The 21,652-nt window shown below is 54.2% G+C and carries 21 protein-coding genes; 15 read left to right on the forward strand and 6 right to left on the reverse strand.

Annotated features, from left to right (window positions below; genetic code table 11):
• Positions 1–17: 17 nt before the first annotated feature.
• Both panC and panD read left to right on the forward strand, forming a co-directional pair.
• Entirely contained in the window at positions 18–866 is an 849-nt protein-coding gene (gene panC, locus Q1A69_RS05325) for a pantoate--beta-alanine ligase (RefSeq protein ID WP_299582204.1), read from the forward strand.
• Between the two features lie 13 nt (positions 867–879).
• Positions 880–1,266 carry an aspartate 1-decarboxylase gene (gene panD, locus Q1A69_RS05330; RefSeq protein ID WP_299582207.1) on the forward strand — a complete coding sequence of 129 codons (387 nt, stop codon included), beginning with the start codon at positions 880–882 and terminating at the stop codon, positions 1,264–1,266.
• A 105-nt stretch (positions 1,267–1,371) separates the two neighbouring features.
• Here panD and Q1A69_RS05335 read toward each other — a convergent pair whose 3' ends face one another.
• Entirely contained in the window at positions 1,372–2,289 is a 918-nt protein-coding gene (locus Q1A69_RS05335) for a polysaccharide deacetylase family protein (RefSeq protein ID WP_299582210.1), read from the reverse strand.
• Positions 2,290–2,508: 219 nt separating this feature from the next.
• On the opposite strand from Q1A69_RS05335, the gene Q1A69_RS05340 reads away from it, so the two are divergent.
• From Q1A69_RS05340 to Q1A69_RS05390, 11 genes are all read left to right on the forward strand, one after another.
• The gene (locus tag Q1A69_RS05340) at positions 2,509–2,844 is read left to right on the forward strand and encodes a DUF523 domain-containing protein (RefSeq protein WP_299582213.1); all 336 of its coding nucleotides are present in this window, start codon (positions 2,509–2,511) and stop codon (positions 2,842–2,844) included.
• Between the two features lie 162 nt (positions 2,845–3,006).
• Positions 3,007–3,372 (forward strand): cupin domain-containing protein, encoded by a 366-nt coding sequence (locus Q1A69_RS05345; protein ID WP_299582216.1) that lies wholly within the window; start codon positions 3,007–3,009, stop codon positions 3,370–3,372.
• Positions 3,373–3,634: 262 nt separating this feature from the next.
• Entirely contained in the window at positions 3,635–5,572 is a 1,938-nt protein-coding gene (gene acs, locus Q1A69_RS05350; protein WP_299582219.1) for an acetate--CoA ligase, read from the forward strand.
• Between the two features lie 140 nt (positions 5,573–5,712).
• Complete coding sequence (locus Q1A69_RS05355; RefSeq protein WP_299582222.1) at positions 5,713–6,135, forward strand: hypothetical protein; 423 nt, start codon at positions 5,713–5,715, stop codon at positions 6,133–6,135.
• A 189-nt stretch (positions 6,136–6,324) separates the two neighbouring features.
• Positions 6,325–6,702, forward strand: a complete 378-nt coding sequence (locus tag Q1A69_RS05360) for a VOC family protein (RefSeq protein ID WP_299582225.1) — start codon at positions 6,325–6,327, stop codon at positions 6,700–6,702.
• A 38-nt stretch (positions 6,703–6,740) separates the two neighbouring features.
• A complete protein-coding gene (locus Q1A69_RS05365) occupies positions 6,741–7,139 on the forward strand; it encodes a DUF6632 domain-containing protein (RefSeq protein WP_299582228.1) in 399 nt (132 codons plus the stop codon).
• Positions 7,140–7,273: 134 nt separating this feature from the next.
• Positions 7,274–8,773 (forward strand): catalase, encoded by a 1,500-nt coding sequence (locus tag Q1A69_RS05370; RefSeq protein ID WP_299582231.1) that lies wholly within the window; start codon positions 7,274–7,276, stop codon positions 8,771–8,773.
• 56 nt (positions 8,774–8,829) lie between these two features.
• Positions 8,830–9,300: an ankyrin repeat domain-containing protein gene (locus Q1A69_RS05375; RefSeq protein WP_299582234.1), complete on the forward strand. Its 471-nt coding sequence runs from the start codon at positions 8,830–8,832 to the stop codon at positions 9,298–9,300.
• A gap of 160 nt (positions 9,301–9,460) precedes the next feature.
• Positions 9,461–10,447: a serine/threonine protein kinase gene (locus tag Q1A69_RS05380; protein ID WP_299582237.1), complete on the forward strand. Its 987-nt coding sequence runs from the start codon at positions 9,461–9,463 to the stop codon at positions 10,445–10,447.
• Position 10,448: 1 nt separating this feature from the next.
• A complete protein-coding gene (cysE, locus tag Q1A69_RS05385) occupies positions 10,449–11,276 on the forward strand; it encodes a serine O-acetyltransferase (protein ID WP_299582240.1) in 828 nt (275 codons plus the stop codon).
• 73 nt (positions 11,277–11,349) lie between these two features.
• A complete protein-coding gene (locus Q1A69_RS05390) occupies positions 11,350–12,159 on the forward strand; it encodes a GNAT family N-acetyltransferase (RefSeq protein ID WP_299582243.1) in 810 nt (269 codons plus the stop codon).
• 21 nt (positions 12,160–12,180) lie between these two features.
• Here the strand turns inward: Q1A69_RS05390 and epmA are convergent, their stop codons facing one another.
• The 4 genes from epmA to Q1A69_RS05410 all read right to left on the reverse strand — a co-directional run bounded on the left by epmA (position 12,181) and on the right by Q1A69_RS05410 (position 15,788).
• Positions 12,181–13,134, reverse strand: a complete 954-nt coding sequence (gene epmA, locus Q1A69_RS05395; RefSeq protein WP_299582246.1) for an EF-P lysine aminoacylase EpmA — start codon at positions 13,132–13,134, stop codon at positions 12,181–12,183.
• A gap of 55 nt (positions 13,135–13,189) precedes the next feature.
• Positions 13,190–13,762, reverse strand: a complete 573-nt coding sequence (gene efp, locus Q1A69_RS05400; RefSeq protein ID WP_299582249.1) for an elongation factor P — start codon at positions 13,760–13,762, stop codon at positions 13,190–13,192.
• A gap of 344 nt (positions 13,763–14,106) precedes the next feature.
• On the reverse strand, positions 14,107–14,901 hold the full coding sequence (locus tag Q1A69_RS05405) for an aldolase (protein WP_299582252.1): 795 nt from the start codon (positions 14,899–14,901) through the stop codon (positions 14,107–14,109).
• Positions 14,902–15,077: 176 nt separating this feature from the next.
• Positions 15,078–15,788, reverse strand: coding sequence for an iron-containing redox enzyme family protein (locus Q1A69_RS05410; RefSeq protein WP_299582255.1), 711 nt, complete (start codon positions 15,786–15,788; stop codon positions 15,078–15,080).
• A 651-nt stretch (positions 15,789–16,439) separates the two neighbouring features.
• Here Q1A69_RS05410 and epmB point away from each other — a divergent pair.
• Positions 16,440–17,495, forward strand: coding sequence for an EF-P beta-lysylation protein EpmB (epmB, locus tag Q1A69_RS05415; RefSeq protein WP_299582257.1), 1,056 nt, complete (start codon positions 16,440–16,442; stop codon positions 17,493–17,495).
• A 307-nt stretch (positions 17,496–17,802) separates the two neighbouring features.
• Positions 17,803–19,890: an EAL domain-containing protein gene (locus Q1A69_RS05420; RefSeq protein WP_299582259.1), complete on the forward strand. Its 2,088-nt coding sequence runs from the start codon at positions 17,803–17,805 to the stop codon at positions 19,888–19,890.
• A gap of 67 nt (positions 19,891–19,957) precedes the next feature.
• Here Q1A69_RS05420 and Q1A69_RS05425 read toward each other — a convergent pair whose 3' ends face one another.
• On the reverse strand, positions 19,958–21,619 hold the full coding sequence (locus Q1A69_RS05425; protein WP_299582261.1) for an alkaline phosphatase D family protein: 1,662 nt from the start codon (positions 21,617–21,619) through the stop codon (positions 19,958–19,960).
• Positions 21,620–21,652: the final 33 nt, after the last annotated feature.

Consider the following 21,652-nt stretch of genomic DNA (forward strand, 5'->3'; position numbering starts at 1 on the left):
TAGTGAGCGGTAGAGCAATGCAAGTCTTCCACCACGTAGTAAGCCTGCGCGAAGCGCTGGCCCAGGCCCGCAAAGACGGCAAGTCGGTCGGTTTTGTGCCTACGATGGGCAATCTGCACGATGCCCATATCGAACTGGTTAAGTTGGCCCAGCAACATTGTGACTTGGTAGTGGTCTCGATTTTCGTCAACCGCCTGCAGTTTGGTTTGAATGAGGACTGGGACAAATACCCGCGCACTATGGAGCGTGACATCGCTAAATTGCGAGAAGCGGACTGTGATTTCCTGTTCCACCCGGACGAAAGTGAGATCTACCCCAATGGTATGGACCAGCAGACCCGTGTAGTTTGCCCTGCCATGACAGATGTACTCTGTGGTGCCAGTCGCCTAGGGCACTTCGAAGGGGTCACTACGGTGGTCTCCAAGCTGTTTAATATTGTGCAGCCGGACAAGGCGATATTCGGTATTAAGGATTTCCAACAGCTGGCGGTAATACGCCGTATGGTGGAAGACCTGTGTATGCCGGTGGATATCATTGCCGCACCTGTGCACCGCGAAGACGATGGCCTGGCCATGAGCTCGCGCAATGGCTACATCAGTGCGGGCGAACGGCCTAAAGTGGCTGTGCTTAATCAGTCGCTGAACTGGGTCAAGGATGAGATCCTAGCGGGGCGTAGGGATTTTTCCGATTTGGAAAAAGAGGCGCGCCGACGCATTGAGGACAGCGGTTTTCGTGTCGACTACTTCTCCATCTGCTACAGCAGGGACTTGCAGCCGGCCGCCGATGATGACAAGCAAATTACGATCCTCGGAGCGATGTACACCAGTGCCGCTCGCCTGATCGACAACGTATCCCTGGAACTTTGAGGGGCATCCAACCATGCAAATTGAAATGTTGAAGTGCAAACTGCATATGGCCGCGGTGACCCAGGCCGAACTTTGGTATGACGGCTCCTGCGCAATTGACGAGGATCTGGTAGAGCTGGCGGGGCTGCGCGAATTCGAGAAAATCGATATTTATAACGTGAGTAACGGCGAGCGCTTTCACACTTATGTGATCCTTGCAGAGCGCGGTTCCGGCATTATTTCTATGAACGGCGCCGCTGCCCGCAGAGTCCAGGTTGGCGATCGTATTATTATTGCGTCCTATGCCCAGATGACCGAGGAGCAGGCCGATAGCCACAAGCCCAAGCTGGTTTATCTGGATGAGAAAAACCAGGTAGAGCGCAGCACGAATACGATTTCGGTGCAGCTCGCTGAAGCTTAATTCCCCGACTACAGGGCTTACGGCCCTGTAGTATTCTGCCCAATCAAAATTTTTTCGCTTGCCCCTGAGCTTTCGCTCTAATGCACAAGCGACGTTTTCAATAGATTATTGATCCGAGAGAAATAGGACTTCCTGCTGGAATCTTTTTTCCAGGTAAGACTCATCCAGCGTGTAGTGCCACAAGCCCTGCTTTTGCCCCTTATGTAATGCGATTTCTCCAACTCTGCCTGGGTTGTATTTGAGCGGTTGGGGGAGCTGGTATTGGGCGATGGGATCCTGATAGGCTTCTTCTAGAGAGATTATCTCCCAGCCTTCCTGTCTTAAGCTTCGCACTAAATCCCCGATAAAAAGCGCGGAAATATCCATCTCGTGCAAGAGCAATATATGTTTGGGCGAACGATCAAGGTGCTTGATTGCCAGCTGGTCATAATAATTGATACTCTGCATCAGTACATCCACATACATTTCAGAAAGCTTTTGTAAGTTAACGGGTTTATCTTCTTTTAAAGCTTTCTGGAATAGTTCTTCGATATACCAGTCGTAATTATTCAGTGTTATGTAGGCATTTAGGTACTTATTTTCTTTTAGCAGATTGCTCATGCCGTCCCGTTTTTCGACGGTTTCCCCCTCTCGTAGATAGGGAAATCGAAAGTAGGGTATAAAATTGTCAAATTGTTGAAGTAATTGGTGTGCCTGTAAAAATTCCTCCTGGTACGTGGATAGCTCTGTTTCAAGGAAGTTTGGATGGCTGTGGGTGTGATTTCCAATAATATGCCCGGCTTCGTCGTAGAGACGCATCCTTTCCAGCCCCTCCTGGTCCAGAAATTGTGTGGTCGAAAAGAAAGCTACCTGGCCAATCTGATGTTTTTCCAGGTTCTCAATGAGTGTTTTAGCTCGGGTTGGCCCATCAAAATAACCATAGGCTTTACGAGGAGCATCATCAAAAGTAATTGCCAGTTGTTTGGCATTAAGTGCGGGGCTGATTATTAGGCAGATGATTAAAAGCAATATTGAATGTCGCATTTTTTCTGTCTCGAATAAATATATTTATGGATTTCTCGGTAAGCCTGAGGGGTTGGCCCAATGATTCCGACTTTCTGACTTAATTCGTTTTTCATGCAAGCCGAAAAATTGTGTCTTGGGAATTTCAATGATCCATGAACTTGTTATCCTATTGTGTCCACTTTAGGTGAAGGTGTATATGGAAAAATATTAGTAAGCTCTTGCCTTCTGGGATGTGCGGTGCGCTATAACGGTAGCGATATTGAGGTTATTAGCAAAGATTTTAATTGGCTCGTGGATACTCAGGGGATTGTTCCTCTCTGTCCGGAAGTGTCGGCAGGTTTATCTGTCCCCAGGGCGCCGGCAGAGATTTGCGGCGGTAGCGGAGCTGAGGTTTTAGTGGGTATGGCCAGAGTTATAGGAAGTGGCGGGGATGATTTGGCTGATCAATTTTTATTGGGGACGGATGTAGCCCTGCGCTTGTGTCGAGATTTGGATATCAAGTTCGCGGTGCTTATAGAAACAACCTATCCTGTGGCTCAAACTTTATTTACGATGGCAGTTTTTCAGGCGTGAAGAAAAAAGGGATTGGAATAGTGGCTACCCGTTTAAGAGAGTCGGGAGTATTGGTTTTTAGCCAGCATAGGGTTGGAAGCTTCAGAAACTTATTTGAGACCTCACGCTCGGTATGGTTTTTAACTTATAAGTGCTTTTTGCTTAGGAAAAAAGGATTAGGTGATGAGTCATAAAGTCATTAATTTTAAAGAGAAGCTGGGAAAGTTCACGGACCATTGGTCTCCTAAGGTCATCGCGGAAATGAATGACTACCAGTTCAAGCTGGTTAAGATTCAAGGAGCGTTTACCTGGCATGATCATCCCGATACGGATGAGGTTTTTATCGTTGTCTCAGGGCAAATGGAAATTGAGTTTCGGGATGATACGATCTGTTTGGGCCCTGGGGAGATGGTTGTGGTGCCCAAAGGCGTGGAGCACAAGCCAAGGGCTGAGCTGGAGTGCGAGATTTTACTGATCGAGCCCAGAGGCGTTGTGAATACTGGTGATGTCGGAGGTAAATTGACCGCGGATAATAATATCTGGATTTAATACCCGGTAAATTGCTCAGCGCTTATTCAATAATTTTCTGTTGTTAATCAATCCTCAGGCCCTTTGTTGTTTCGGCCGTCCCCGGTGGATAAGGGATAGGTGAATTCTCTTGTGCCGGTGTGAACTTTTCCTACTTTTCAACTCTGCCAAATGTGGGGGGATTGTTTCACCCTGGCAATACTATAAAGTGGGTTGAACAAAGCCCTAATAAGCTCAGATTTCTCTAGGCCATCATGCCAAGCTAATAATAAAGGAGAAGAAGATGTCAGAAGTGCATACCCGTCCCATACCTGCTGAGTTTGCCGCCAATGCCCTGATTGGCGCAGAAGATTACGAGAGGATGTATCATCAGTCGGTGCAAAATCCGGAGGCTTTCTGGGCGCAACAAGCAAAGGATTTCCTTCAGTGGGAAAAACCCTTTACCCAGGTGCTGGAAGAGGATATGCACCGAGGGCATTCGGCCTGGTTTGCTGATGGTCAGCTCAATGTCACGGTGAACTGTATCGATCGACACCTGGCTAGCCGAAGTGATCAAACGGCCATTTTATGGGAGGGGGACGACCCGGCGGATAGCGTGGCAATTACCTACCGCACCCTGTACGACAATGTATGTCGCCTGGGAAATCTGCTGAAATCCCGCGGGGTTAAAAAAGGGGATCGCGTTTGTATTTATATGCCTATGATTCCCGAGGCGGCCTACGCCATGCTGGCCTGCGCTCGTATTGGCGCGGTGCACTCGGTGGTGTTCGGTGGTTTCTCGCCAAGTGCCCTGAAGGACCGTATTCTCGATTCCGATTGTCATCTGGTTATTACAGCGGATGAGGCGGTTCGCGGTGGCAAACATATTCCTCTGAAAGCCAATGTGGATCAGGCCCTATCCGAATGTCCCAATGTGCATACAACCATTGTGGTAAAGCATATCGGCGCGCCGGTAGATTGGAATAGCAAGCGGGATATCTGGTATGCGGAATCCATCGCAGAGATGGATAGCGCATGCGCACCGGAAGTTATCAATGCGGAAGACCCGCTATTTATCCTGTACACCTCTGGCTCCACCGGAAAACCCAAGGGGGTGCTGCACACCACCGCCGGTTATTTGCTGATGGCCACCATGAGCTTCAAGTATGTATTTGATTACCGCGAGGGAGAGGTTTTTTGGTGTACCGCCGATGTCGGTTGGATTACCGGCCACAGCTATATTGTCTACGGCCCCCTTGCGGCCGGAGCTACCAGCTTGATGTTTGAGGGTGTCCCGACCTACCCGGATGCCTCGCGTTTTTGGCAAGTTGTGGATAAGCACAGGGTTAACAGTTTCTACACCGCCCCCACGGCGATTCGTGCCCTTATGGGCGCGGGCGATGAATTTGTGACGAGCACAGAGCGCAGTTCTCTGAGGTTACTGGGCACTGTGGGAGAACCGATCAACCCCGAGGCGTGGGAGTGGTACTTCAAGGTGGTCGGGCAGGAGCGCTGCCCCATTGTGGACACCTGGTGGCAGACGGAAACCGGCGCCCATATGATTACCCCTTTGCCGGGTGCGGTGGCACTCAAGCCGGGCTCAGCCACTAAACCTTTCTTTGGTGTACAGCCGGTATTACTGGATGGCGATGGTCGGGAAATTGATGGTCCGGGAGAGGGTGCCCTGGCCATAAAAAGAAGCTGGCCATCGATGATTCGCGATGTCTACGGCGATCGCCAGCGGATGATCGACACCTATTTCTCCACCTATCCCGGTTACTATTTTACCGGCGATGGGGCGCGCAGAGATGCCGATGGTTATTTCTGGATCACCGGGCGTATCGACGATGTGTTGAATGTTTCAGGCCACCGCCTGGGCACAGCCGAAATTGAAAGTGCCCTGGTTCTGCATTCGGATACCGCCGAGGCCGCCGTAGTAGGTTATCCCCACGATATTAAAGGGCAGGGCATTTATGCGTTTGTCACCCTGAAGTCGGGGCACCAACCCAGTGAAGCACTGCTGCGGGAATTAACCGCGCTCTGTGCCAGCGAGATTGGCCCTATAGCCAAGCCGGATAGGATTCAGTGGGCTCCTGGTCTGCCGAAAACCCGCTCGGGCAAAATCATGCGGCGTATCCTGCGCAAAATCGCCTGTAACGACCTGGATAATCTCGGCGATACTTCCACCCTGGCCGATCCCACTGTGGTTGACGATCTGCTGGCACATCGCGAAAATCGCTGACCTGAATTTAGCGAACAACCACTACTACCACGGAAAATTGCTGTTGGTATGGAGAAAAAGCCGGGCTCAGCCCGGCTTTTTTACTCGTGGCGGAAGAGCGGTTTGGCTATTTTCAGGCCTATTTTATCGAATTAAGGAGAATGAATTTGGAGCAGGGACGGTACCTTTGTGAGCACTATCGATTTGCCGCAGATCAGCGCCTCAAGGTGATTAATTTTTTTGTGATACTCACCATGTTTGTGGAGGGGGGGATTTTTACAGCGATGGAGAAAAATTTTCATCCTTTGATTCTCGCCCTGCTCGGTGGCTCTGTGGTGATTCTTGTAACCGTATTCTGGTTAATGGATATCCGCAGCCGGCAGTTGCTTAGGTTGGCGGTTCCGGCATTAAAAAATCTGGAGCAGGACTACCCCGAGGAGGCCAGGATTTTTTCCAATGATGCTATTCAGCGGGGCGGTGTGGCCCGCTATACCTTTGCCTATCGCGTGCTTTTGGTCGGCCAGCTTATTTTTGGGTTTGGCGTGGCGGCTTATGGATTACATCACTGGTATTTCCTGCCCTAATTTTGCCGGCATTGATGTAGTAACCCGGCAATGGATGTTGTGGGGTTGCTGAAGTTTTTTTGTGTCTCTCAGTGCTTATTCGCGCGGTAAAGCCCGTCACGACTTCAGCTCAGTCAAAGCTGAATCCATCCCCCTGAGCTATCTTGCAGACTGGCGGTGAAGCCACCACAAGACAAGGAAGACTTGCCAATGTTGGATCACATCAGAATACCGGTAGGAAATTTTGCCCGCTCCCGCGATTTTTATCGCCAGGCATTGGCGTCGATTGGCTATGAGTTGGTCATGGAATTTGATCAATCGGCGGGCTTTGGTTGGGCGGATAAGCCCGAGTTTTGGATTTGCGAGGGGGTACAGAGCAGTGCCCAGCTGCATATTGCCTTTCGCGCGGAAGAGCGTGAAGTGGTGCGCAATTTTTATCGGGTCGCATTAGAGGCCGGCGCTACCGATAATGGTGTTCCAGGTATCTATGAGCAGTATCACCCGGATTATTATGCCGCCTACGTACTCGACCCCGATGGTAACAACCTGGAAGTGGTCTGCCATTTGCCGGGGGATTTGCAGGAATAATTGAATCTACCGGCCCCTGTTCGATCAGTGAGAGCACCATGGATGATATCGCCCGCGCCAAATACCTACCCATCGCCCTGGTTATCGTTGGGCTGATATTTATTATTGCCATTTACCCAATGATGATGTGGGTATGGCCTTCCGGTTGGGGGTGGACGCCACGACAGCCGGAGTATGAGCAAATGATCCTGGGGATCTACGCTACCCTGGGGGTCTTCCTGATTCGCGCGGCAAAAAATCCCGCCGCCAACGCCAGTTTGATCTGGTTTACTGTGTGGTCTAGCCTGGTGCACGCCACAATTATGTTACTGCAGGCTCTCTACGACCACACTGAGCGCACCAACCTGGTGGGAGATATCCCGGCCCTTTACTTGGTGGCCGGTGTGCTTTGGTATCTTATGCCTAAACATAGTTTTAAAAAGCCTGGGGAAACGTGAGAGAATTTTTCTTTTTCAAAGCAATTGATTGATCCCCGCTATAAGAGCGATAACAAGGTCTAATTTCTCTATTATTACGCTCATCTATAAGCTCTGCCTCTGTGATAGAAATAGTTGTAGGGGCAAACTTACCAATGAAATACCTTCCTTTATTTGCATTAACTATCGGCTTGATAGGCGGTGCCAATGCAGAGACTCTGACCCGCGACAACGGTGCGCCGGTAGGCGATAACCAAAATGCGCAAACCGCGGGAGAAAATGGTGGAAACCTCTTGCAGGACGTACATCTTATCCAAAAATTACAACGCTTTGCCCGTGAGCGTATACCCGAGCGGGTAGTGCATGCACGTGGTACAGGGGTTCATGGTGAATTTGTGGCGACGGCGGACCTTAGTGATTTAACCCGCGCCGCTATTTTTGAACGGGGCTCCAAGACGCCGGTTTTTGTGCGCTTTTCCACCGTCATTCACTCCAAAGGCTCACCAGAAACTCTGCGCGATCCGCGTGGATTTGCTACAAAATTTTACACTGAAGAAGGTAACTGGGATCTGGTCGGCAACAACCTGCCGGTATTTTTTATCCGCGATGCGATTAAATTCCCGGATATGGTTCACTCACTGAAACCATCCCCGGTCACTAACCAGCAGGACCCCAATCGTTTCTTTGACTTCTTCAGCCATGTGCCAGAAGCCACACATATGCTGAGCTGGGTCTACTCCGATTACGGCACACCGGCTAATTTACGCCAGATGGATGGCTGGGGAGTGCATGCGTATAAATTTGTTAATGACAAGGATGAAGTGAGCTATGTGAAGTTTCACTGGAAAACCCGCCAGGGAATTAAGAACCTGACTGCGGAACAAGCGGCGGAAATCCAAAGCCGAGATTTCAGTCACGCGACCCGAGATATGTATGCGGCAATTGAGAAGGGCGATTACCCCAAATGGGATTTATTTATTAAAGTCCTGAAGCCCTCTCAGCTGAGCCGCTTTAATTACAATCCTCTAGACGCTACAAAAATGTGGCTAGATGTGAAGGAAACCCAAGTCGGCACCATGACCCTGAATCGCGTGCCTACGAACTTCTTCCAGGAAACCGAGCAATCTGCATTTGCTCCGGCGAATCTCGTTCCCGGTATTGAACCGTCGGAAGATCGCTTGTTGCAGGGCCGCGTGTTCTCCTACTCCGATACACAGATGTATCGCTTGGGAGCCAACCACCAGCAATTGCCAATCAACCGCCCCCGTGTAGCGGTAAGCAACTGGAACCAGGATGGTGTGGGTAATTACGGCCAACAGACTTCGGATGTGAACTACCAACCGAGCCGTATTGATGCGCGCAATGAAGACCCTAAAGGTCTTTACAGCCGTAAGCCGTTAACAGGCAGTACCCAGCAGAAAGCGATTGAGAAGACATTGCCATTTGCCCAGGCGGGTGTTTTCTACCGCAGCCTGAGTCCAGAAGAGCGCCAGAACCTGGTAGAAAACCTAGCCGGTGACCTGGGTAAAGTGCGCGACAGCAATACTCAGCACATTATGTTGAGCTACTTCTACCAGGCCGATAAAGAGTACGGCCAGCGCCTGACCAAAGCGGTGGGCGGAGATCTTGGACGAGTGAAAAAGCTGGCTCAATAGGTTGAACCAATCTGCGGGGGGCTCGGGCCTCCCGCATTACCTGTACAGGTGAAATCATGAGATTCCTAGTGTACGCGCTACTCTTTCTCAGCGCCGTTGTTCAGGCAGGGGAGCCGGGAGAACGGGACTCCGACGTTGCCGAGCTCGCCCAGTATTATTTCGCTGCCGCGCGAGTGGGTGATACCGAGGTACTGCGTGAATTTTCCGAAGCGGGTTTTCCCTTGGATTTGCGCAACCCTAAAGGCTATACAGCCCTGATGATCGCGACGTATAACGGCAATGCGGGTGCGGTGAACTACCTCTTACAAAAGGGTGCCGACGCCTGTGCGCAGGACCGCCGTGGCAATACAGCGTTGATGGCGGCTATTTTTCGTGGCGAATTTTCCCTCGCCCGAACTCTGCTGAAGCAGGACTGTGATCCGGAGATGGCCAACAAGGCCGGACATTCGGCGGAGGACTTTGCCGAGGTCTTTGGCCGCGACCAAGTGGTCCGGATGCTGCGACAACACCGCGGAAGTAGCGGCTAAAGCCTCCTCTTGGGTGACCTGCATAGGATACCGGCGCCGCTGGGCATAAGGTTTGCCGCTCTAGCCGATCCATGTGGCGGGTCAGTGCGGCTATTCTGTGTTTGTCCCCGCCCCTGCCAGCGCGTTAGCATAGCCAACCGATATTCAGTTGGTACCCGCTATGACTCAGAGCCACCATCCCTACGAAGCCCTCACGCCGGACGTGGTGATTGACTGTGTCGAGAGCAGCGGGCTCCTTTCCGACGCGCGTATATTTCCCTTGAATAGCTACGAAAATCGGGTTTATCAGGTGGGCATCGAGGGTGCCGAGCCATTGATCGCGAAGTTTTATCGCCCGGGTCGCTGGAGCGATGAGCAGATTTTGGAGGAGCACCGCTTCACTCTGGAAATGGCCGAAGCGGAGGTTCCGGTGGTGGCGCCGCTGGCATTCGATGGCCGCACATTAATGGAATCGGCCGGCTTTCGCTTCGCCCTGTTCCCACGCCGCGGTGGACGCCAGCTGGAGCTGGATAATTTCGAGCACCTGGGGCAGGTGGGTACCATGCTAGGGCGTATTCACGCGATTGGCAGCGCCAAACCTTTTACCCACCGCCCGACCCTAACGCTTCAGCATTTCGCGATCGACAGCCGTGAATTTATTCTCGGTGGCGATTTTCTGCCGAGAGAGAATCGCGAGGCCTACGCTTCTGTGACCGGGCATATTATTGAACAGGTCGCGCCATTGTTTGAGCGGCAATGGGATATGCTCAGGCTGCATGGGGATTGTCACAGCGGTAATTTCCTCTGGCGTGACGATACTCCCTGGTTTGTGGATCTGGACGATTGCCTGATGGGCCCGGCAATCCAGGATATCTGGATGCTGATTTCCGGCAATCGCGCGGAGCAGACCGCCTACCTGGAGGCGGTGTTGGAAGGTTATGAAACCTTCTATCGTTTTGATCCACAGCAGTTACAGTTGGTGGAGCCGTTGCGCTGCCTGCGCCAGATGCACCACGCAGCCTGGCTGGCAAGGCGCTGGCAAGACCCGGCTTTCCCCCAGGCATTTCCCTGGTTTAATACCCCCCGTTACTGGGCGGAACATATACTGGCATTGCGCGAGCAGCAATCGGCGCTGCTGGAACCCCCTCTGACACTGGGAGCGGTTTGATATGGAAAAGTCCACCGTGGGCGCTTCGTGCGCCGAGACAAATACGGATTTACTGTGGGAGAGAATTCGCATCGAGGTGACGCAACAGGTTGAGCGAGAACCAATTCTGGCCAGCTTCCTGCACGCGACCATTCTCAATCACAGTTCTCTGGAGGCGGCTCTCAGCTTCCATCTGGCCAATAAACTGGACAATGCGGTGGCACCGGCGCTGTTGATCCGCGAAGTGATTGATGAGGCGTTGGCGGCAGATCCGTGCATTGGCCACGCTGCGCGTGCGGATCTGAATGCCACTTACCTGCGTGATTCGGCCTGTAAGTCGCTGCACGAGCCCTTTCTGTATTTCAAGGGATTCCACGCCTTGCAGGTACACCGGGTAGCCCACTGGCTGTGGAAACAACAGCGCCGTTCTCTGGCTATGTTTTTACAGCACCGGGTGTCGGTGGTGTTCAGCCTGGATATCCACCCGGCGGCAAAAGTGGGCGAGGGTATTTTACTCGACCACGCCACCGGTATTGTTATTGGTGAGACTGCAGTGGTAGAGGACAACGTGTCCATCATGCAATCGGTAACCCTTGGCGGTACCGGTAAGGAGAGCGGCGACCGCCACCCGAAGATCCGCTGTGGGGTTTTGATCGGCGCAGGCAGTAAGGTGCTGGGCAATATCGAAGTGGGGGAGTGTGCCCAGGTGGCTTCTGGTAGTGTCGTGTTAAAGTCGGTGCCGGAAAAAACCCTGGTGGCCGGTGTGCCGGCTAAGGTGGTGGGTCCGGCGACCTGTGCCCAGCCGGCCATGTCTATGGATCAGTGCGCGCTTTCGCAAGTGGAAAAGTAGCGACTACAACCCCGCCGGCTGCGGGGTTTTTCGCCCCCCAGGGCAATGGATAAATGGAACTATCCTTGTACCCATGAAATACAGTCTCAGCGCCAAAAATCTCGTCTGCCGCAATCTTGAGGCCCACGCCAGTTACTGTGCGGGCTTACTCAATCCCAATCACACGAAGGAGATCACTGGTATCGTTCGCAGTGATACCGGATTGCTGACTAGCCGGCTCAATCAGGCGGTTTCCAATACGGTAATGTTGCCGCGCATACTGCAGCGATTTGCCCTGGATTATTTTGCCGAACGCCACAGCCCCTTCACCCTCTGGCACAGTGCCTCAAAGCCCCTCGATGACGACGCCCTGGCGCAGCTGGGATTCCAGCGCAAGCAGTCCCAGGTTGCCATGGCTGCAGAAGTACAGCGCCTTGCTGTGCAGGGCGCCGGGCCTTCCGAGGGGGATCTGACAGGAGGTGAATTGGAGGTGTCGGGGGTCAAAAAAGAGGAGCTGGCCACCTACGGGGAAGTACTGGCGGCAGAATGTAGCAGTGCGCAGGAGGCTGCCGAGCTACAAAAATTCTATACCGCGCTTGTGGCGATTCCCGAGCAGCGGCGCGCGCGGCTCAGATTTTTTTTGGCGCGATTGGAAGGTGTACCCGTAGCGGCTGGTTGTTTATTTGCCTCTGCCGATGCTTTGGGCCTCTATGACCTGACCACTCTGCAAGACTACCGGGGGCGGGGTATTGGGCGCAGGTTATTTCGCCACCTGCTTGAGCAGGCTCAAGCCAGCCATCACCGCAGCCTGGTTGCGCTGGTGCCGGCAGAGCGCCAGCAGCTGCCGTTGGATTGCGGTTTCTTTGCCGTCGGTGAAGTGGCGCGCTATCTTTTCACGCCTTGAGCCCTCATCGAGCGAATCTGATTACGCGCGCTCAATGGGAAAAGCGATGACATCCTCAATGCTTTTATAGCCGCCGGCCAGCATCAATAAACGATCTACCCCCAGGGCGACGCCGGCACACTCCGGCATGCCCGCCTGCAGCGCCATCACCAAGCGCTCTTCAAATGGATGGACAGCGCTACCATTCTTTTTGCGGTAGGCTTGATCCGCCTCGAAGCGACGCAACTGTTCCGCGCTGTCGGTCAGTTCCCAGTAGCCGTTAGCCAGCTCCAGCCCTCCTACATAGGCTTCGAAACGCCGTGCCACCGGGGTGCCGCTCTTATCTGGGATCACCTTGGCGAGTGCGGCTTGATTTGCGGGAAAGTCATATAGCAGGGTAATACCCGCACCCATGGCCCGTTCCAGGCGGTGGCTCATTAGGAGGTCCAGGCACTCACTGCGATCATTGGGCGCAAAAGCCAGGTCCATTTCCCGCTCGACACAGCTTGCCAGGGCTTGGTCACTGGCACTGTGTGGGTCCAGTTGCAACTCGCGCTGAAATAGCTCCCGGTAGCTCAATGACTGCACCTGATGCCTACCCAATATTTGGCAGAGCAGGTCCGCCACTTCATCCATCAGGCGTCGATCATCCCAGCCGCAACGATACCATTCCAGCATGGTGAACTCTGGGTTGTGGCGGCGGCCGGCCTCTCCTTGGCGAAATGCTTTGCCCAGGTAATAGCAGTCGCCGATACCGGCGGCCAGGAGACGCTTCAGGGCAAATTCTGGGCTGGTGGCCAGGTAGGCTGCGGTACCGACGCACTGGGTCGTAATGGACTCGATATGGGGGTCGCTGGTGGCGCGGCGAGAGATTACTGGCACTTCGGTTTCGAGAACCTGGCGCTGGGCAAAAAACTGGCGAATTTCCGCCAGTAGCGCGGCGCGTTGGCGCAGGGCTGCAAGGGTGGCGACGGGGCGCCAGGAATCAGCGGTCATGGAATTGGCTCGGACAGTGGGCGGCCGGGTGGCCGCCCACAGGGGGTGGGAAAACTCAGTCTTCTTTGGCGCGGCCCAGATATTCACCGGTGCGGGTGTCCACCTTGACGGTCTCACCGATCTCGAGGAACAGCGGGACTTTTACCACGGCGCCGGTTGCCAGGGTGGCGGGTTTGGTGCCGCCCTGGGCGGTGTCGCCGCGCAGGCCCGGATCGGTGTCGGTGATTTCCAGGATGACGTGGTTGGGTGGGGTTACCGCCAGTGGGGCACCGTTGTACAGGGTGACGGTGCAAACGTCCTGTTCTTTCAACCACTTGGCCGCGTCGCCCACCGCGCTAGTGCTGGCCTGGTGCTGCTCGAAAGTTTCGGGCTCCATAAAGTGGAAGAACTCTCCGTCGTTGTAGAGATATTCCATCTCGCGGTCCATTACGTCCGCGGATTCCAGGCTCTCACCGGAACGGAAGGTGCGTTCCCATACGCGGCCGGTTTTCAAGTTGCGCAGTTTTACTCGGCTGAAAGCCTGGCCCTTGCCAGGTTTGACGAACTCGTTTTCCACAATAGAGCAGGGGTCGCCATCGAGCATTACCTTGAGGCCGCCCTTGAATTCGTTGGTGGAGTAATTAGCCATAGTAATTAGAGCCCTTTTAAGTCATTTATCTCTTTGATATTTAACGAGTTTTTCCATTGTGTAAAAACCGGCCACGGCCCGCTCCACCCCTGGGATTCCTGTTCGCTCCCGGCAAAAAAGGTAGCTGCAGGCGACTCGTCCGGCCGCGGCGCAGAGACTTTAGCGGCGGCCCTGAAATGTTGGGGCGGGATTATACAGGAGGGTGGCGGCTTGAACGAATCTACACAGCATTTGTATCGCGGTATTGCCTGGCTGCGGAGGATTTCACTGTGTGTTTGCCACGGCGCGGTTGCAGCCCGCGAAGCGCAGACACTGCGGGCTGGCGAACCTCTGTGTATAGCGTATCAGCTGAGGGGAGTGTCATTGGACTTGTCAATGTCCCGCAGCAGGCGCCTAGCATAATAGGCGAAAGTGGCCTGGCTGCGCTTTTCCTGCAAGATCCAGTCGTGGGCTTCACGGCCGAGTTCTGGGGCGATGTCCTGAATGGTCCCGGCAGATTCTGCCAGTATTTGCAGCTGGGCGGCGCGCTCGCATTGAAGGGCCATAGAGCAGGCCTCTTCCACCGAGCGACAGGCGATGATCAGGCCGTGATGCGCGAGCAGGATCGCGCGCTTATCGCCGATCGTCTCAGCGATAATTTCTCCCTCGCTATTCCCGACCGGCACACCGGGCCACTCCTTGAGGAAAGCGATATCGTCGTAGAGCATGCAGGCGTCCATGTGGGAGATTTTTAGCGGGCGCTCCAGCATGGACAGTGCGGAAATATGGATCGGATGAGTGTGTACGATGCACTTTACATCCGGGCGCGCGCGGTAAATCCAGGTGTGGAAGCGGTTGGCGGGATTGGCCATGCCGTCGCCGGAGAGAACCTCCAGGTCCTGGTTGACTTCCAATAGATTTGACGCGGTGATTTCGTCAAAACCCAGACCCAAACGCTGGGTGTAATAGTTACCGGGTGTTTCCGCCCGGGCAGTAATCTGCCCGGCCAGGCCGGAGTCGTGACCATGGGCAAAAAGAATGCGGCAGGTCAGCGCGAGCTTTTCGCGCAGGGACCATTCGGGCACACCCAGGTGCTGCTTCATGGATTCGCTGGCGCGCTCAATCAGCTCGCCTTTATTCATTGATAGTGTTTCAGCCATAGTTAACTCCAACGCTTACGGCACTGGGTTTTTAGCGATTGTGGCTCGATGTGCAGCGGCCGCTAAAAAGCCCATTCAGTTTTTAAATTTCTCGTACAACAGGTGTGGATACTTCGCTGTTGCAAATACTGGTCTATGTTGTGCCCAGCCCGCTTAGTAGGCTGGGCACAAGCGGTTTAGGCGGGTATGGCTTGGGGGTGTGATTGGCGCGAGGTGCGGTAGGCCGTTTCGATGGAATCGAAAAACTGTTGGCGGGCCTGAACCAAGCGGCGCCCGGCATCGAGCATCACATCCAGTTGCGAAGCGTCTTTACTGCCGATCTCTACCATAATATCGCGGATAGTTTCCGCGTGGCCGTCATCACACTCGATGTGCAAGAGGAAGAAAGTCAGCTGTTCATCGGCAACGCCGCAGGCGCGGAAGCCGGCTACGATATCGCTGTACAGATCCGGCACCAGTGCCTCGGCACCCAGGCACAGTGCGCCCAGGCCGGAGCTTGCGCGGAGGTCGCGGCAGTGTTGGAACATGGTGTCGACCAAGTGTTGAGTGCCCGGCAGAATTTCTGCATTTTCCAGGCTAAGGTCAAAGTGTTCGAGCATCTCGCGGTAAATTTCTGCGTGGGGTTTAGGGCTGTCTGGTTCCAGGCCCAGTTCTTCCATCAGGTTTTCTGCCAGTTCATGCACTTCTTTATTGCTGGGGAGATTTGCCATCATTGCACACAGATAGCGCACAAAATAGCGGCTGTAAATTCCCTGTTGGACCAGGAAAATTTTCAGTTCTTCCATGGTTATGGAGCCATCGCGGCAGCGCTTGAGGAATGGATGAGCGCGAGTCTGCTCAATCAGTAAATCTTTATTGGCCTCAAGTAATTCGAGCTGCATTTCCATCGAATTTTTCCTTTTTATAATTCCATTTTTTATTGGGCGGGGGAGATTCCCAGTTTTTATTGAAATTCGAGTGCACTGAATTCAAATAAGACAAAGTTGTTATCGCCTTGTCTTTGGTTAAATTAACATCGTATTAACCCTGTTGTGAATGGGGGGATTGTGAAGAATTTCCTAAGGAAATTGGTACTGAAAGTAATATTTTTATACTGATGGTTTATTTTTTACTAAGTGTGTTGTTTTTCCTCTGAAGGATATTTTCACTCAGGTTTGCACCGAAGTTTCCACTTCGCCTTTAGGCTATGGCGTGCGTATGCACAATAAAGTTTCAGATAGCATCTGCTGGTATTTTGTGCGGGTTGGCGGATATTTAATTGTCGATTTTTTTTTGTTGTTTCTGTGACAAAGTTGAATAAATACGACGAGAGGAATATAGGCACTATGCCCCCAGTTTGGGTGTGCTGATGTAGAAAGTGGTGCTGGGGGCCTGAACAGTCGATGTTTATTGGTTTGCGAGACGGGGTGACCATACGGTTTCGGAGGACTGTCCCATTGGAACGCGATACATTGCGCAGGGACTGCCTTTGTCCGGATCGGCTTCTGGTACAATGACGCTTTCTCGTTTTTGTGTTACTCCTTTCTGTGCGTATTCCTATGGCGAAATCTCCAGCCGTCGACAGCGAACTGATCGATATCCGCGAAACCCGCCGCTGGCAGGATGAACTTTCAGACTTGGTTACAGACCCCGAAGAGTTGATTCAATTATTACAGCTCGATCGGGCCCAACTGCCCTGGGCGTTGCGCGCGAGTGAGAAGTTTGTCCTTCGGGTACCGCGCCCATTTATTCGGCGCATGCGCTCCGCCGATCCCAATGATCCACTATTGCTACAAGTATTGCCCGGTGCCGCGGAGCTGGAGGCAGTACCTGGTTTTAGTGCCGACCCCCTACAGGAAGCTGAGGCCAACCCGCTGCCGGGAGTCGTACACAAATACCACGGCCGCTTGTTGTTCATTACCGCAGGGCAATGCGCGGTTAATTGTCGCTATTGTTTCCGCCGTGAATTCCCCTACGGCGATAATCATTTAAACCGACAGCAGTGGTCGATGGCACTGGATTATGTGCGCGCGCGCACCGAGTTGCGTGAAGTGATATTGAGCGGTGGCGATCCCCTGGTACTCGGCGATCGCCAGCTCGGCTGGCTCGCCGGTGAGCTGGCACAGGTGCCACACCTAAATACACTGCGTATTCACAGTCGCGTACCCATAGTGGCACCGAGCCGTATTACCGATGAATTGCTGTCCTGGTTTAGCCAGTCGCGGCTGAAACCGGTGCTGGTGTTGCATTGCAATCACGCCAATGAAATTGATAAAGAGGTACGTGCGGGCCTGGTGCGATTGCGCGATGCCGGTGTGACTCTGCTCAATCAGGCGGTGTTGCTGCGCGGAGTAAACGATAGCTGCAGTGCTCTGGAAGTATTGAGTGAAACTCTCTTCGATGCGGGGGTATTGCCCTATTACTTACATCAGTTGGATAGGGTCAATGGAGCGGCACACTTTGAGGTGGACGATAGCGAGGCCCTGCAGCTGATTGCGCAGCTGCGCCAGCGTATGCCGGGTTACTTGGTGCCAAAGCTCGTGCGCGAAGTGCCGGGTGTCACCTCCAAATCTCCGCTAGAAAATTGCACTAACGCATCGCGTCACGATAAATAAAAAGCGGGCCTACCCAAACAAAATGGGCGTCGAATTAATCTGGGCTAAATGCGCGGCTGGGTCTATCTATATAGTGTCCGCCGCGCTTTTGGGCTCGGTAATGTCCACCATTTGAAAGATCTTATCGGCTCGATAAGTGATGACTCATTCGCATAGAAATAATTTAGGGCGCATTTTTGTGGCAGGCAGATTTGTGTGACTTGATTCACGTGTACCATTCAGATGTGCTCTTGTATGCCACCACAGGGGCCCCCTAAACTTACCGCACGCGGTTGCGGTGCGCCGCCCTGAATAAATAGAGCAAATAATGAATAGCAACGACACTATCAGACTCCTCCTGATTCACGATACGCCCTCAGAGGCGCAGCGCCTGGTAAGCATGCTGCACAATGCCGGCAGACCCAACCGCGCCAAGCATGTTGCCAGTGAAGCGGTTTTTACCCGCTTGCTACAAGACAAAACCTGGGATCTGGTGATTGCCGCAGAGAGCAGTACCCAAGTTCCCCCGGCAGTGGCCTTGCGCACTATCAGCAAACTGCAAAAAGATGTGCCGGTGATCCTTCTGAGTGAGCGTCGAGGCTCCCAGCCCGTGGTGGAGGGGTTAAAGCAGGGGGCACGGGATGTGGTGACAGTGGATGAGGACCAGCACTTGTTGCTGGTGATTCAGCGAGAAATGACTGCGCTCGACAACCGCCGCCAGGCGCGGATACACGACCGCCGCTATCACGCGACACTCAAACGCGCCAAGGAATTGCTCGACAGCTCTAAAGACGCCATCGCCTATGTGTCTGATGGCCTGTTGGTGTATGCCAACGACTCCTTTGCTGAGCGCTTCGGCTTTGAAAGCGGCGAAGAAGTCGAGTACCAACCGCTGATTGATATGCTCGCGGAAAATGAGCAGGGAGGGGCACGGGAATTCCTCAAGCGCTGCGCCATCGACAACAACGAAGTGGAGGCTAAGGAGTGGCGGTTCACTGCCAGAACTCTCAGTGGCGATCCGCTCCCCACCCGCGCTGAGGTACTCAGTACCTCCTATGATGATGAACGCTGCCTACAGGTGCGTATTGCCACTCGCCGCGGTGACACCGAGCAACTGGAGGCGCAGCTCAGCGATATCAAAAACCGCGATTCTCTCACCGGCCTGTTCAACCGCCAGCACTTCCTACAATTGCTGGATTCCACCATTAAGTCTTCCGCGGAATCCCGCCGCACCGGCGGCCTAATGTTTATTCAGGTGGACCGTTTCGGTGAGGAAGTGCAAAAGACTGTGGGGGTAGCCGGTGCTGACGTGTTGCAAAAAGCCATGGCCGAATTGTTGCAGGGTTGCCAGCGCAGTGGCGATACCCTGGCGCGTTACAGCGACGACAGTTTCTGCCTGCTGAGTCCCGACACTACTCCTGATAGTATCGAGCTGCGCGCCAAAGATATGCTCAAGAGAATTGCCGATACGATCTTCGATGCTGCCGGTAAGACCCAACAGGTGACCGCCTCGATCGGGATCTCCCTGTTGAGCGAGGCCTCCAGTGGTGCTCAGCAGGTATTGGAGCAGGCGCAGATCGCCCATAAACAGGCGCTCGGCGAAGATGGTCGGGGTGGCGCTTTTGCCCTGTATGAACCGGATACGGAGAACAGTGCCGATGCCGGCACCTATCATCGCGCCCGAGTGGTACAGGCCCTGGAGGCGGGCAATCTCAAACTGCTGTATCAGCCGATTTTGAGTCTGCAGGGTACCGGTGAGCAGATGTACGAAGTCTTGGTGCGTATGCTCGACGAAAAAGAGGAGCTGGCACCACTGGCCTTCCTACAGGAACTCGGTGATGCGGGGCTGTCCGCAAAGATGGATCGCTGGGTGATCCTCACCGCGATCAAGGCTGCCGCAGCCGCCCGGGCTGAGGGCAAGGAAGTGTCGCTGCTGTTGCATCTCACCACCGCTTCATTGCTCGACAACAGTTTGCCGGCCTGGTTGGGTGTGGCCTTTAAAGCGGCCAAGTTGGTGCCCGGCTCGGTGATTTTCCAGCTGCGCCAGGAAGATATCACCAGTAACCTCCACGCCGCGCGTGACTTCACCATCCAGGTACAGCAGCTCGGCTGCCAGGTGTCCGTGTGCCACTTCGGCACCGGCCTGAACCCCTTCAAAGCACTGGAACATGTAAAGGTGGACATCGCTAAAATAGACCCGTCGTTTGTGCGCGAAGTGCAGGATGAGGGCGAGAGCAGCGAAACATTAGCGGGTCTGGTGCAGCGCCTGGGCGAGGCGGAGACTAAGGTGATTGTGCCGCATATTGAGCAGGCCAGCATGCTGCCCACCCTGTGGCAGACCGGTACAGATTATATCCAGGGATATTATGTGCAGGCTCCGGCGGAGGAGATGAGTTTCGACTTTAGCCTGGATTGAGAAGGGCCTTTTCAGTTTAAGGCCGAAAAAAACGCGCAGCTCGCTGGGACCGCACGTTTTTTTGCGCTTAAACGCTGTAGCGGCTGCGCAGGGCGGCGATGGCATTACGCGCCAGGGTGGCGTAACCCGGTGCCGGTGCCGGTACCAGGGCGGGACCGGTGCTCTCGCTCCAGGCGCGCTGTACATGGTTTTCGCCAGCCTTTTGCTTGTAAATCCGCGCTAGATTGGCGTTGTAATTCTTACTGGTGACGGTGTCTACATGGTACCAGTGGGCCTTGGTGCGAGAGTGGGAGACGTCCATCAGTAGGTAGCCACGCTGGGTGACATTAACCCACTTCAGGTGTGGAATCAGCCCGTCCATGGCGATAGCGGCCACATCGGTCAGGTGGGATTTATCCAGGAAACTGGAGGTGACGCCGGGGGTTACAAATTCACCGCCCAAGGCACCGCGACCGGTGAGGCGTCCGTATTCGAGAATACTGAACGGGTTGCTGGCCAGGTCCCAGGCCCAGGAGCTGTGGATATCCCCGGTGAGCACGACAAAATTATCGATATTGTTGTTGCTGATGTGCTCGAACAGGCGCTCGCGGGAGGCGGTGTAGCCATCCCATTGATCCATATTTACAGACAGATCTTTGGCCAGGGTCAGCTGGGCCATCATCACCTGCTGGCCCAGTACCCGCCAGCGCACACCATCAGATTGGGATCGGCTGAGCCCGCTGTGTAGCCACTGCTCTTGCTGTGCGCCGAGAATACTGCGCTCGGGGTTATCGGCGGTCTTCTGGTCAAACCAATTGGCCTGCTCGTCGCGGGCGGCGATGCGGGTATCCAGCATCATCAGGTCCATCAGATTGCCGAAACGAAAGCTGCGGTAGATAGCCCTGTCGCCGAAGAGATCAAGAAGGCCGTTATCGCGGATTGGCATCCACTCGAAGTAGGCCCGATTGGCTACGGTGCGACGCACACTCCAGTCGCCTTCGCCCTCCTGTGGATCGTGGTTTTCCGCGCCCCCGGCCCAGGCATTGTTGGTGGTTTCATGGTCGTCCCACACACAGATAAACGGATGCTGGCGGTGGACCTCCTGCAGGTCCGGGTCGGTACGGTATTGGGCGTAGCGCAGGCGGTAGTCCTGGATATCCACCATTTCCTTGGCGGGAATAGGCTCGCGCCCCAGACCGGTTCCGGTGCCGAAACCACCGGGACCGTACTCGTAGATGTAATCCCCCAGGTGCAGCACGACATCCAGGTCGGCGCGCAGGGCGATCTCCCGGTACACATTGAAGTAGCCCATGGGATAGTTGGAGCAGCTGGTGACCGCAAAGCGCAGGCGGTCCACATGGCCGGTGGGTAGTGTGCGGGTGCGGCCGATGGGGGAATCTATGCCGTTGGAATAAAAGCGGTAGTAGTAGGTGGTGCCCGCTTGCAGGCTGGCGGCGTCCACCTTGATGGTGTAGTCCACCTCGGGGCCGGTGACACCGCTGCCGCTGTTTACCACCATGCCCATTTCCGGGTCCAGGGCGATCTGCCAGGTGTAGGGCACTATGGACTGAAAGCTGGGGTCGTCGGAGGGGGTGATACGGGTCCACAGAATTACCCGATCGCTCAATGGATCGCCGCTGGCAACGCCGTGTTGGAAAGGCTGTAAGCCGGCGCCATAGGCTTTTAGCAGTGGCAGGGATGCCAGGCCGGCACCGGAAAATTGTAGGAATCGCCTCCGGGACAGGGACATGGGGTTCTCCTTATCGGTATGTTGTAGAGGACC

The organism is uncultured Microbulbifer sp. (assembly GCF_947498635.1).
Classification (GTDB): domain Bacteria; phylum Pseudomonadota; class Gammaproteobacteria; order Pseudomonadales; family Cellvibrionaceae; genus Microbulbifer; species Microbulbifer echini.